At 51.3% G+C, this 12,820-nt stretch carries 13 protein-coding genes; 9 read left to right on the forward strand and 4 right to left on the reverse strand.

The genetic code is table 11. The features are described from left to right. Window positions 1–87: 87 nt before the first annotated feature. The gene (locus OYT88_RS08295) at window positions 88–1,089 is read left to right on the forward strand and encodes a DUF4003 family protein (RefSeq protein WP_274399252.1); all 1,002 of its coding nucleotides are present in this window, start codon (window positions 88–90) and stop codon (window positions 1,087–1,089) included. Here the strand turns inward: OYT88_RS08295 and OYT88_RS08300 are convergent. Next, window positions 1,058–1,552, reverse strand: coding sequence for a hypothetical protein (locus tag OYT88_RS08300; protein ID WP_274399253.1), 495 nt, complete (start codon window positions 1,550–1,552; stop codon window positions 1,058–1,060). The genes OYT88_RS08295 and OYT88_RS08300 overlap by 32 nt on opposite strands. After that, a complete protein-coding gene (relB, locus tag OYT88_RS08305; RefSeq protein WP_443029692.1) occupies window positions 1,533–1,754 on the reverse strand; it encodes a type II toxin-antitoxin system RelB family anti-toxin in 222 nt (73 codons plus the stop codon). The genes OYT88_RS08300 and relB overlap by 20 nt, the downstream gene beginning before the upstream one ends. 257 nt (window positions 1,755–2,011) lie before the next feature. Between relB and lpdA the strand changes: the two genes are divergently transcribed. From lpdA to OYT88_RS08325, 4 genes are read left to right on the forward strand one after another with little or no spacing between them, the layout of a single operon-like run. Next, window positions 2,012–3,430: a dihydrolipoyl dehydrogenase gene (lpdA, locus tag OYT88_RS08310; RefSeq protein ID WP_274399256.1), complete on the forward strand. Its 1,419-nt coding sequence runs from the start codon at window positions 2,012–2,014 to the stop codon at window positions 3,428–3,430. Continuing rightward, entirely contained in the window at window positions 3,427–4,452 is a 1,026-nt protein-coding gene (locus OYT88_RS08315; RefSeq protein ID WP_274399257.1) for a thiamine pyrophosphate-dependent dehydrogenase E1 component subunit alpha, read from the forward strand. Before lpdA ends, OYT88_RS08315 begins: the two co-directional genes overlap by 4 nt. Before the next feature lie 13 nt (window positions 4,453–4,465). Beyond that, the gene (locus OYT88_RS08320) at window positions 4,466–5,449 is read left to right on the forward strand and encodes an alpha-ketoacid dehydrogenase subunit beta (RefSeq protein WP_274399258.1); all 984 of its coding nucleotides are present in this window, start codon (window positions 4,466–4,468) and stop codon (window positions 5,447–5,449) included. A 17-nt stretch (window positions 5,450–5,466) separates the two neighbouring features. Next, the gene (locus OYT88_RS08325; protein WP_274399259.1) at window positions 5,467–6,774 is read left to right on the forward strand and encodes a dihydrolipoamide acetyltransferase family protein; all 1,308 of its coding nucleotides are present in this window, start codon (window positions 5,467–5,469) and stop codon (window positions 6,772–6,774) included. Window positions 6,775–6,980: 206 nt separating this feature from the next. Here OYT88_RS08325 and OYT88_RS08330 read toward each other — a convergent pair whose 3' ends face one another. Then, entirely contained in the window at window positions 6,981–7,703 is a 723-nt protein-coding gene (locus OYT88_RS08330) for a phosphatase PAP2 family protein (protein WP_274399261.1), read from the reverse strand. 628 nt (window positions 7,704–8,331) lie between these two features. On the opposite strand from OYT88_RS08330, the gene OYT88_RS08335 reads away from it, so the two are divergent. Then, complete coding sequence (locus OYT88_RS08335; RefSeq protein WP_274399629.1) at window positions 8,332–9,090, forward strand: sulfite exporter TauE/SafE family protein; 759 nt, start codon at window positions 8,332–8,334, stop codon at window positions 9,088–9,090. Window positions 9,091–9,107: 17 nt separating this feature from the next. Here the strand turns inward: OYT88_RS08335 and prli42 are convergent, their stop codons facing one another. Then, window positions 9,108–9,203 carry a stressosome-associated protein Prli42 gene (gene prli42 / locus OYT88_RS08340; protein WP_274399263.1) on the reverse strand — a complete coding sequence of 32 codons (96 nt, stop codon included), beginning with the start codon at window positions 9,201–9,203 and terminating at the stop codon, window positions 9,108–9,110. A 186-nt stretch (window positions 9,204–9,389) separates the two neighbouring features. Between prli42 and OYT88_RS08345 the strand changes: the two genes are divergently transcribed. The 3 genes from OYT88_RS08345 (at window position 9,390) to rnz (ending at window position 12,793) form a co-directional block, all read left to right on the forward strand. Beyond that, a complete protein-coding gene (locus OYT88_RS08345; RefSeq protein ID WP_274399631.1) occupies window positions 9,390–10,520 on the forward strand; it encodes a M20/M25/M40 family metallo-hydrolase in 1,131 nt (376 codons plus the stop codon). A 29-nt stretch (window positions 10,521–10,549) separates the two neighbouring features. Further along, complete coding sequence (locus tag OYT88_RS08350) at window positions 10,550–11,767, forward strand: DNA polymerase IV (protein WP_274399265.1); 1,218 nt, start codon at window positions 10,550–10,552, stop codon at window positions 11,765–11,767. Between the two features lie 93 nt (window positions 11,768–11,860). Next, on the forward strand, window positions 11,861–12,793 hold the full coding sequence (gene rnz, locus OYT88_RS08355; RefSeq protein ID WP_274399267.1) for a ribonuclease Z: 933 nt from the start codon (window positions 11,861–11,863) through the stop codon (window positions 12,791–12,793). Window positions 12,794–12,820 lie beyond the last annotated feature (27 nt).

Here is a 12,820-nt window from a genome sequence, read left to right on the forward strand (position 1 = left end):
AAAAAGCAGCCGGCTCTTATTTAATCCCTTCCAAGCGGCGGAATCTGTCTGCCGCCGTTTCCCATCGTGCCGGCCGGAGGTGCCGTGATGTCTTTCTCTCAAAGCGATAAGATTGGATTGCTGGTTCACAACATGAAAATATTGAGCAGGATTTTGAAAATGGCTTCGGCGAATACGCGCATGATTGTCGCCGCCCAGTATACGGCGGCAGGGGAAGCAGCCGATGAAACAGCCTTTCGCGATATAGATCAGAGGCTGAAAAAAGGAGCCGGCTGGTTTTCCGTATTAAGCCGGGATATCCGCTTCTGCCTGGACGCTATGCTCTTAATCGACAAAAAGCAGACATCCGGCAGCGCCGAGCTGCTTTTTGACCGATACAGGAAATTGGTAAAAAGCGGTTTTTTACGGCAGCAGCAAACCTATATTGCGGCGGCGATGCTGGCCGGAGCTGAGGAAAACGGCCTGGACGCTATTATGGCTAAAGCCAATGAGATGTACAAGCTTTTGAAAAAACGGCATTTCGTACTGACGAACGGCGGCGATGTGTCGCTGATCATTCTTCTCGCGCAATTAGATGCCGAGGCACCGGTGCTTATCGAACGTGAAGAATACTATTTTGAAGGGCTGCAGAAATACGGCTTTCGCAAAAATAATGATTTACAGACGCTCGCCTGCGTGCTGGCCTTTCTGTCCGATCAGCCATCCCGCTCTCTGATTGAGAAGTGTGCCGCGGTCAAAAATTCGATCGCGGCGAATCGCATCAGACTTCATTCGAACTGTTATCCTATATATGGAATGATTGCCTTATTACAGGATGAAGATCATGCCGTTCAGGAGATTGCGAATTTTTATCAGGCGATGCGCGAAGAAAAAATGAGTCTGTTTATCGACAAAGATTTTTACTTTCAGACAGCTGCCCATCTCTGTATCGGAAGCCGGCTCCAAGCGGAGGGACAGGAAAGGGCGGCGGATCCGGGCATCGTGAGCATGACCGATCTGCTGATCCGGGCACAGGAGGCTGCCCAGGCAGCGGCAATGGCCGCATCCGCAAGCGCCGTCATTGCCGCAAACAGCAGCGGGGCAAACTGAGGAGCGGATGAACGCCGTCTTCATTCATCCCGATCCTGTTCGCCGCGTTTTTTGCTGTTGAAGTATCCGACTGAATAAACGGTGAGAAAACAAATGAAAAAGACGCCGCCCGTGAGATCCATGCAAACTGTTTATGCAGCGGATCGACAACGAAATTCAGCAAACCGACCCCCAGACCGACGGCCAGCGCGATCAGGAACAGTCCGTAATACGGCATCGGTTTTCTGCGCCTGTGTTTGCTCATTTCATCCATATCGGCAGAAACCCGCATTTGCAAAAAGCTTATAATAACGCCGGTCCCGGTAAATACAAGAAAAAGGGGCGACTGGAATGCCGCATCCGCTCCTCTTGAAATTCCTGTATAAATCAAAACAGCCAATATTCCCAGCGTTTGAAAGATAAAAACAATGCGGATATTTTTCAGTAATTCTATTTTCAGCCGTTCATCTGTCACTCGTTTCATTTTTGTTCTGCCTCTTTTCAATCCAAAAAATGTCATCCAGTGTTTTGCCGGTCGCATGACAAATCGCGAGACACAGTTTCAGCGTCGGATTATATTTTCCTTTTTCAATCAGGCTGATGGTCTGCCGCGTCACACCGCTTTTTTCCGCTAACTGCTGCTGTGTCAGCCCTGCCTCGACGCGGGCGATTTTTAAGTCATTCATCAATTGTTCAACACCTCATTACTCATATCGCAACATATAGATTACATAATGCACTTTATAAATTGCATCTAGTCAAAGTGTTTTTTAAAGTTAAAATTGTGTCATGACTTAAATAAGAGTAAGATAAGATAGAATATGAAGAGCGGACAGATTCAAGCCGCTGTTGTTTCGTGAAATGATTCAGGTCCCGGAATCCGGCGAAACTTTTTTGGGGTGTTTGCGTACTTTGTAGCGTGCACAGAAGGAGTGATTTTTTTATGGCCAAAAATTATGACCTGGTCCTATTAGGAGGTGGAACAGGCGGGTATGTAGCGGCGATCCGTGCCGGCCAGCTCGGTTTGAAGACGGCTGTCGTCGAAAAAGAGGCTTTAGGCGGCACCTGTCTCCATAAGGGCTGTATCCCGACGAAAGCGCTGCTGAGGAGCGCCGAAGTTTTCTCGACGGTGAAGGAGAGCGATACATTCGGTATCGGAATCGCTCAGGCGGCGCTTCATTTCGATAAGATTCAGGAACGAAAGCAGAGAATTGTCGAAACGCTCCATCAAGGAGTCAAACAATTAATGAAAAAAGGGAAAATAGATATCTATCACGGCTTGGGGCGGCTTCTCGGTCCGTCGATTTTCTCGCCGCTTCCGGGTTCTGTGTCGGTTGAATACGGTGATGATCGTGAAAATGATATTCTGACCGCAAAGAATGTGATCATCGCCACCGGATCGAGGCCGCGTTCGCTTGCCGGTCTGACGATTGACGGCGACCGGATCCTGACTTCAGACGAGGCACTGGATCTAAATGAATGCCCGGACTCGATCCTAATTGTCGGCGGCGGAGTGATCGGCGTCGAATGGGCATCGATGCTGTCCGATTTCGGCTCAAAGGTGACCATCGCCGAATACAGCGATCGAATCGTTCCTTCGGAAGATCGGGCCATTTCGCAGGCCCTGACAAAGAATTTTCAGAGGCGCGGTATAAAGATATACACGAGGGCCAGGATCCTGCCGGAGACGGTGGAGAAATCCGGAGATGTGCGGATCGAAGCTGATTTTTCAGGGGAAAAGAAAGTTTTTTCTGCTGAGAGGCTGCTCGTTTCGGTCGGCAGGCAGCCGAATACGGAAGACATCGGGCTTTCGAATACGTCGATTGAAACGGAAAAAGGATTTATTAAGACCAATGCGTTCGGACAGACAAAAGAAGCGAATATTTATGCGATCGGCGATGTGATCGGCGGGCTGCAGCTCGCCCATGTGGCGGCGCGTGAAGGGATAAAGGCGGTGGAGCATCTTGCCGGCCTTTCTGTTGAACCGCTTGACCCGGAGCTGGTTCCCCGCTGCATTTACACCCGGCCTGAGGCGGCTTCGATCGGCATGACGGAAGCGGAGGCGAAAAAGGGGCACGTCGTGAAGGTCGGCAAAGTGCCCTTCCGGGCGATCGGCAAGTCGCTGGTGTACGGCGATTCCGAAGGCTTCGCGCAAATCATTGCCGATAAATCAAACAACGATCTTCTCGGTATTCATCTTTTCGGGCCGCATGCAACGGATCTGATCGGCGAAGCGGCACTGGCCAAGCTGCTTGACGCAACTCCGTGGGAGGTCGCGGAAGCGGTTCATCCGCATCCGACGCTGGCCGAGGTCATCGGCGAAGCAGCACTGGCCGCAGACGGGAAAGCGATTCACATATGAGACCAGCGAATGAGGGGGAGAACATAATGGAAAATCGTCATCATGCTTTAGGTTTTTCGGATCAGGATGTCTTAAAAATGTATGAAATCATGCTGAAGGCCAGAAGGGTCGATGAGCGTCTCTGGCTTTTGAACCGGGCGGGAAAAATTCCGTTCGTCGTTTCCTGTCAGGGCCAGGAGGCGGCGCAGGTCGGCGCAGCCTTCGCTTTGAATCGTGAAAGAGATTATGTTGCCCCTTACTATCGCGATTACGGATTTGTGCTTGCCTGGGGGATGACGGTCCGCGAAATGATGCTGAACAATTTTGCCAGGGCGGAAGATCCGAATTCAGCCGGGCGCCAGATGCCGGGCCATTTCGGCTATAAAAAGCTCCGGATGCTGAGTCATTCGTCCCCGGTCACGACACAGAATCCGCACGCGGTCGGCATTGCTCTTGCCGCCAAATTAAAGGGCGACGATATTGTAAGTTTCGTAACGTTCGGCGAAGGGTCGTCCAATCAGGGCGATTTTCATGAGGCGGCTAATTTTGCCGGCGTACACAAACTGCCCGTGATCTTTATGTGTGAAAATAATCATTATGCCATATCGGTCGGATTGAACCACCAGCTCTCCTGTGAACATATATCCGACCGGGCAAAGGGCTACGGTATGTTCGGCAGGACGTTTGACGGAAATGATCCGCTCGCCGCATACTCGGCTGTCAAAGAAGCTGCGGACCGGGCACATCGCGGTGAGGGGCCTTCTCTGCTTGAGGCCGATTGTTACCGCCTGACGCCGCATACAAGCGATGACAACGACATGACCTATCGGACGAAGGCGGAAGTCGATGAAGCGAAGAAGCGCGACGGCGTACCGGCATTTGCCGCCTATTTACGTGAGCTGGACATTTTAACGCCGGAAAGAGAAAAAATAATCGAAGAACGGATCAGAAAAGAAATCGACGAGGCGACGGACTACGCCGAGAAGGCGCCCTTTGCCGATCCGGAAACCGTCCTTCGTTATGTATACGAGGAAAAGGATTAAGGGGGAGTGGACCATGGCAATCATTTCATATATCGAAGCCGTTAATCAGGCGTTGAAGGAAGAAATGGAACGCGACGAAAATGTTTTTGTTCTGGGAGAAGATGTCGGCAGGCGAGGCGGTGTTTTCCAGGCGACCAAGGGTCTATATGATCGGTTCGGAGAAAAACGTGTGATGGACACGCCTCTTGCCGAATCGGCGATCGTCGGCGTCGCCATCGGTGCGGCTATGTACGGCCTGCGTCCGGTCGCCGAGATGCAATTTGCCGACTTCATGCTTCCGGCAACCAATCAGATTATTTCCGAGGCGGCCAAGATGCGCTACCGTTCCGACAATGACTGGTCTGTGCCGCTGACCGTCCGCGCTCCATACGGCGGCGGAGTGCACGGCGGCCTCTACCATTCACAGTCGATGGAGGCGGTTTTCGCCCATGTTCCCGGACTTAAAATTGTCATGCCGTCGACTCCGTATGACGTCAAAGGGCTTCTGAAGGCTTCGATCCGCGCCAACGATCCGGTGCTTTTTTTTGAGCATAAGCGCGCTTACCGGCTGATCAAGGGTGAAGTGCCCGATAACGAGTACGTACTGCCGATCGGAAAGGCGGATGTAAAACGGGAGGGAGAGGACGTAACGGTCATTACCTACGGCCTTGCCGTTCATCTGGCCCTTCAGGCCGCCGAAAAACTTGCCGGCGAAGGCATCTCCGCTCACATCCTTGATCTGCGCACGGTCTATCCGCTTGATAAAGAAGCGATCATTGCCGCGGCCAAAAAAACCGGAAAAGTGCTGCTCGTGACTGAAGACACGAAGGAAGGCAGTGTCATCAGCGAGGTTGCGGCAATTATTGCCGAGAGCTGCCTGTTTGATCTGGATGCACCGGTCCGAAGACTGGCGGCGCCGGATGCACCGGCCATGCCTTATGCGGCTCCATTGGAAAAAAAGTTTGTGCTTGATTCGGAAAAATTGGAACAGGCAATCCGTGATCTGGCGGAATTTTAAGGGAAGAGGCGGAATAAATGAGCATTGAAAAAATGGCGATGCCGCAATTAGGAGAAAGTGTCACTGAGGGAACGATCAGCCAGTGGCTTGTGTCTGCCGGCGATACCGTTAATAAATATGATCCGATTGCCGAGGTCACAACCGACAAAGTAAACGCCGAAGTTCCGTCAAGTTTTTCAGGGAAAATAACCGCATTGCTTGCAGAAGAAGGGGAAACGCTTCCTGTCGGCCGGCCGATCTGTGCAATCGAAGTGGCAAACGCCGTCGATCGGGAGCGCGCTCCTCAGAAACAGCAGCATCAGGCGGCAGCTGTTTCAGCAGCGGAAGAGCAGAATACGCCGATGAAAAAACGCTATTCGCCGTCTGTCCGCCGTCTGGCCCGGGAGCATCATATTGATCTCGATCAACTGACGGGAACGGGAAGAAGAGGCCGGATTACCCGCAAAGACGTTGAGCGTTTTATAGCATCGGCCTCGGGTTTAGAGACAATCGGCGCCGGTGTTTCGGAAGAAAGAAACGACCGCCTTCAGACGGTGCCGGTGCCGACGGGGGCCGTATCTTTCTCTGAAGCGGCACGTCAGGCGGCACCGATTCAAATACCCGCACAGCCTTCTCAGACAGAGGCCGGCGATATTGATGTTCCGCTGACCGGCGTGCGGCGGACGATCGCCAAAAACATGGTGCGCAGCAAGCACGAGATTCCTCACGGCTGGATGATGATTGAAGTCGACGTTACAAACCTGGTCAATTACAGGAATCGGATCAAGGATGCATTTCTGAAAAAAGAAGGGCATAAATTAACCTATCTGCCCTTCTTTATTAAAGCGATTGTAACAGCATTGAAGGAATATCCGCGGATGAACAGTACATGGGCCGGAAATAAAATTATTGAGAAAAAAGCCGTCGGCATCTCGCTCGCTGTCGCGGCGGAGGATGCGCTTTACGTTCCGGTGATCAAAAACGCTGACGAAAAAAGTATTAAAGGTCTGGCGCTTGCTGTTGAAAATCTGGCCTCGAAAGTGCGCCATAACCGGCTGACTCCGGACGATATGCAAGGAGGGACTTTTACGGTCAACAATACCGGTTCCTTTGGCTCTATCGAGTCGCAGCCGATTATCAACTATCCTCAGGCAGCCATTCTGTCCGTGGAATCGATCGTCAGGCGGCCTGTTGTTGTCAACAACATGATTGCGATCCGGGATAGGGTCAATCTTTGTATCTCGATCGATCACCGCGTGCTCGACGGATTGATTACGGGGCGTTTTCTTGCCCGTGTCAAAGAACTGCTTGAAAACATCTCGGCCGAAAACACACCGATTTATTAAGTGCGGCTTTCTTTATGGATTGAGACAGAAGCATAAACATCATGATCAACGCCGGGCGGGGGCCCGGCGTTATGATTAACTGCATTCCGTATCTCTTTTAAACAGACGTCCGGGTCGAGTCCATACGGGTTCAGTCCTGAGAGGGCACCGATTCGTTTGCAGAGGGCGCCTTTTCATTCGAAAAATTTTTTCCGGCCGGATGGGCTCTATGCGTCCAGACGCCCTTGATCCTCGGCTGACCTCATGCTTCGGTCGGACCAGCCTTTTGCATTAAGAAGCCGGTGGAGCACCGGACCGTACAGAACAAAGAAGCCGACTGAGAAGCAGACCGTAGCCGTCCCCAGCAAAAAGCCGCCGATAACATCCGTCGGATAATGGACCCCGAGATAGACTCTCGAAAGCATAATCATAAAAATAAGACTCATCGCCGCCAGTTCGATCAGTACTTTCTGATAGAGCTTTCGCAAGTAAATGGAAGAAAGGGTGGCGATCATTCCGTAAAATACCGTCGCAGCAATTGCGTGCCCGCTCGGAAAACTATAGCCCGATTCATTGATTAGCCGATCAATAGTCGGCCTGGGGCGCCCGATCAGTTGTTTTAATAACGGATTTAATATGGCGGCACTGAGGAGCAGTGTTGTGCCGAACCAAAGAGCGGCAACAAAATAACGCCTGATCGCAAGCAGAATGACGATGAGTAGTGTCAGGGATATCATGACCGCCGGACCGGCGAGCCTTGTGACGCCGATCATCAGCCTTGTGTTCAGAGAAGTGATAGGGTGCTGAACAAAGTAGATCAGATAAATGTCAAAACGGCCGATTCTTTGAACGTTCTGGGCAATTGTGACGCTTTCGAGAGTAAATAATAGCAGAGCGATGCTCCCTGTAATAAACAGGACATTGATCTTTGTCTGACTGATTCTTTTCATATTTGGCGCACTTCCTTAAACGGACGGTTGCAGAACGAAGAGGAAAATCAAATTTTTGCCGTGACTCCTGTTTCACTCGGCCGCGTGATGCTTTGAAACATTTCGGGCCTTGTTTCTTTTTTTCTGCCAATAAAACTTTCGCTCATTTGTCCGAAAATCGGTTTCCTTTCTCTGGAAATCAAATATTCAACGCACAGATCCGGTTGAACCGATAACACTGAAAAAGAGCAGTGCGGGGGCATTCATGGCGGACAGGCCGCAGGAGACGGTCCGGATGTTCGGGCGCTTACTATGAATCTTTAAAAATCTCATGCTTTCCGATAGTGCAGGAAAGACTTTGCCGACGCATTCTTTTAAAATCGATGAAAAAAACTCCGAATTTGTTCAACCCGTCCTTGAACGGTCGCTCCCCCTGCAATAAAAGAAAGCAGCAAAAATAGCCCCGTTCCGTATTACCGGCTTTCTCCGCAATTATTTTAAAAAGGACAAAGGGATCCTTGTTTCATATATATTATTCATACTGTCGACAGGCGATCACTGCTGTACTATGATTAAATTGTCTGTCTGTAAAAAAAAGATATGAAAAGAGCATGGAAATGCCGTCCGGAAAAGGAGCGTTCAAAGATTGATGATTGTCGGAATTATTGCGATTATGTTTATTGTCGGACTTCTGCTCGGTTTTGTCGGAGCAGGAGGATCGGGATTCATTATTTCGATTTTAACGACTGTTTTTGGCTTTTCCATCCATACGTCGCTTGGCACGGCGCTGGCTGCGATGATTTTTACATCGGTTTCCGGATCGATCAGCCATTACAAAGAGGGAAATATGCTTCTGAAAGCGGGGATTCCGGTCGGGCTGTTCGGGGCCGCCGGAGCGTGGTTCGGTTCAGCCTGGTCGGCATGGATCCCTGCAGGTGAATTGAAATGGATGACTGCAGGTATACTGTTCTTATCCGCGCTGCTGATCTGGCTGAGAATGATTGTAATCGGCAGAAGAAAAAAGGATCTGCGCCAGGACGACTTGCCGGCCGGTTTTCATTTTTGGCTGCGCGCTGCGGCGGTCGGGCTTGTCAGCGGTGTCCTCTCCGGACTATTCGGCATCGGATCTACTCCGTTTATTCAGCTCGGCCTGATGTTCTTGCTGAATTTCTCCTTCAGACGCGCCGCAGGGACGACGATGCTTGTGATCATTCCCATAGCTCTGTCTGCCGGAATCAATGATCTGCGGCTGGGATACCTTGATCTGGGCCTGCTCTTTGAGGTTATTGCCGGAACAATGAGCGGTGCCTATCTCGGGGCTAAATTTACAAAAAGGCTTCCTCCGCCTTTTCTCAGGGCGGGGATGATTATCGTTCCGATTCTCGGAGCCTTGCTGCTTATCGTCTGACCGGAAACGAGTGCCGCTCAGCTGATCATTGCAAAAATCAGTGCTGAAACTGTCGAGAGCACCAGCGCGCCGACCATAATGTAAATGACAAATTTAAAGAGTTTTTTAGGCATATCTGCAACTTCCTTTTTACTTTAATTGGAACGGGCGATCCGGGAAGGATCTACACTTACCCATTATAGACGGCGCAGCGGTCCATTGACAACGATTGGACTGATTTTCCCGGAGGCAGTATGATAAAATAAGTAAAGACTAAGGGGCACATGCATTCGGCCGGCGAACGGAAACGGGTGATGGTTTTGGTCAACAGAGAACGTCTTGTCAATACATTTCTTGAACTAGTGAAGATAGACTCGGAAACCGGCGAAGAGAAGATGATTTCCGAAGTCCTGAAGCGGAAATTTGCGGCTCTCGGCTTAACGGTTGAAGAAGACGATGCGAAAGCGGCGACCGGCCATGCGGCGAACAATCTGATTTGCACGCTGCCGGGGAATGCCCCGGGAACGCCGATTTATTTCGGCTTGCATATGGATACCGTGTTTCCCGGGAGAAACGTCACGCCTTCCGTTTCGGACGGTTGGATCGCTTCGGATGGCAGGACGATTCTCGGTGCGGATGATAAAGCGGGACTGTCCGCCGTTCTCGAAGCGCTGAAGGTCATTCGGGAGAAAAAGCTTTTCCATCCGGATGTGCAGGCCGTCGTGACCGTCGGCGAGGAGGCGGGGCTGCTCGGAGCCAAAGCGCTGGACACATCGCTTGTGAAAGCAGAATACGGATTTGTACTCGACAGCGACGGTCCGGTCGGCGATATTATTACTGAGGCCCCCTACCTGACGAAACTTGCAGTCAGTCTGTTCGGGAGAACCTCTCATGCAGGGATTGCCCCGGAAAAAGGGATTTCTGCCATTACGATGGCGGCAAAAGCGATTGCAAGAATGCCCCTCGGCCGGATCGATAGCGAGACGACCGCCAATATCGGCCGTTTTAAGGGAGGAAGAGCGTCCCATGTTGTCTGCGACTATGTCCGTGTCCTTGCGGAAGCGCGTTCCCTGACCCGGGCCAAAATGGAGACGCAGGTGAAAAAGATGACCGGTGCCTTTGTAAAAACGGCGGAGGAAATGAACGGGAAAGCCGTGGTGCAGGCCAATCTTATCTATCCCGGCTATCGCTTCGGCGAAAATGACGCGATTGTTCAGATTGCCGCAAAAGCGGCCGCAGCAATCGGCCGGACACCGCATCTGCTGAGCAGCGGAGGCGGAAGCGACGCGAATGTGATCTGTGAAAAGGGGATCCCGACCGTAAACCTGGGTGTCGGCTATGAAAAGATCCATACAACCGAGGAACGGATACCTGTGACCGAACTCGAGAAGACCGGCGAACTGGTTCTTTCGCTCATTCGACAGGTGACCGGCCGCCCGTTTGACCGGTGATCAAATCTTTGACAGGGAGAGGAATGCAAATGAGCACCGCGAAAAAAACGCGCGTCATCTTCCACGTCGATATGAACAGTTTTTATGCGTCCGTTGAAATTGCCCGCCATCCCGAATGGGAACGCATGCCGCTGGCCATTGCGGGAAAAGCGGAAGAACGTCACGGCATCATCGTGACGAGCAGCTACGAGGCGAGAAAAATGGGCGTCCGGACAACCATGACTGTCCGGGAAGCCCGCATGAAATGCCCGGAACTGATTGTGAAGCATCCGGATTTTGAGCTTTACAGGGCGGTATCCGAGCAGCTTTTCGACATGCTGAAAACCTATACGCCTCTTGTTGAGAAGGCTTCGATTGACGAAGGGTATATGGATGTCAGCCGGCTGATCCCGCAAACGGATTCTTTGCAACTTGCCGGACAATTACAGCAAAGAATATATTCCAGTCTTCATTTACCGTGCAGTATCGGCATTGCACCGAATAAGTTTCTGGCCAAAACGGCTTCCAATATGAAAAAACCAATGGGCCTGACCGTTTTGAGGAAACGGGAGCTGGCTGAAAAACTATGGCCGCTTCCGATCGGGGAAATGCATGGTGTCGGACCGAAATCAGAAGAACGTTTTCGAAAATCGGGCATTCGGACGATTGGCGATCTGGCCAAACGTGAATCCGGAGAAATCGCCGAACGGTTCGGCATACCGGGAAAACGGCTGCAGGAGCGAGCTAACGGTATCGATGACCGCGCTGTCGATCCGGAGGCATGGGATCGGTTCAAGAGCATCGGACACTCGGTCACATTGGCCCGTGACACGCAATCAGGCACCGTTATCCGTCAGACATTGGATCAACTTTCGGAAAAACTTGAGCGTCAGATAAAAAAAGAACATGTCGTCTGCTATGAGCTAACGATAATGATCCGTTATTCAGACTGGAAAACGGTAACGCGGCACGGGTCGTCGATCCAGCCAATCCGTTCCAAAAGAGCCATCATGGACGGTGCGCTTGAGCTTTTTCACGCAAACTGGAACGGCGGTGCCGTGCGCCTCCTTGGCGTGACGCTTTCATCTTTTCAGCCGATCAGTCTTTCGACGAAACAGCTGGATTTATTTTCTTACGAGGACGACGCCAGAAATGAGACGTTGATCAATCTGATGGACAGAATTAACGAAAAGTTCGGAGACGGGGCAATCCGTCAGGCTGGCAGCCTGATTGATCAGGGGAAAAACAGCCTGCCGGCTGATGATTGAACGGGAAGAATGTATTTTTTGCAGCTTCTTTTACTGTCTGTCTGCTTGACGGCTGTTTCCGTTTATTTTTTCAAGAAAAAAAGGGTGAATTCAATGGATTTTACATTTCTGGGAACCGGGGCCGGGATGCCCGCAAAAGAAAGGAATGTGACGTCGCTCGCTTTAAGTTTTCCGGAGTATGACGGCGATCTTTGGCTTTTCGACTGCGGGGAAGGCACTCAGCGTCAGATTCTTTATTCTTCGGTCAAACTGACGAGGCTGACGGTTATCTTTATCACGCATCTCCATGGCGATCATCTGTTCGGGCTTCCCGGCATTCTCGGCAGCCGATCGTTTCAGGGAGCCGAAGGGCCGCTGCTGATCATCGGCCCGACAGGACTCGGCCAGTTCATTGAAACGTCTTTGCGCGTTTCAGGAACCCATTTGCATTATCCGGTCATCGTGCACGAAATCAAGCGTGCGGGTATCGTTTACGAGAATGAGCATTTTGTCGTCAAAGCAAAAGAACTGGATCATGGGATCATGAGCTACGGTTATCGTATTACGGAAAAAGATCAGCCGGGGGAACTGCTGGCCGATAAGCTGGGACAATTGGGAATCGAACCCGGGCCGATTTACAGAGAATTTAAAGAGAAACCGGAAGTGGTGCTGCCTGATGGCAGACGGATTCTTACGGCGCCTTTTGTCGGAGAGAAAAGAAAGGGGCGGCGCATCGCTATTATCGGCGATACGCGCCCCTGTGCGCAGACGGTCGAACTTTCCGACCGTGTCGATGTTCTGATCCATGAAGCAACGTTCCGCCATGAGGCGGCAAGCATGGCCCATGATTATCATCATTCAACTTCCGTTCAGGCAGCAACGATTGCCAGAAAGGCATCTGCCGGGACGCTGATTCTGACCCATCTCAGCTCCAGATATCAGAAAGAGGAACAATCGTCTCTCCTTTCGGAAGCAAAAAGCATTTTTCCGAACACGCTGCTGGCCTCCGATCTGTGGACCTTCCATCTTCAGCGCCGGCCTCGCTGAGGGATACTGCGGTTTCCGAATGATTCT

It is taken from the genome of Sporolactobacillus sp. CQH2019, assembly GCF_028765345.1.
Taxonomy (GTDB): Bacteria; Bacillota; Bacilli; order Bacillales; family Sporolactobacillaceae; genus Sporolactobacillus.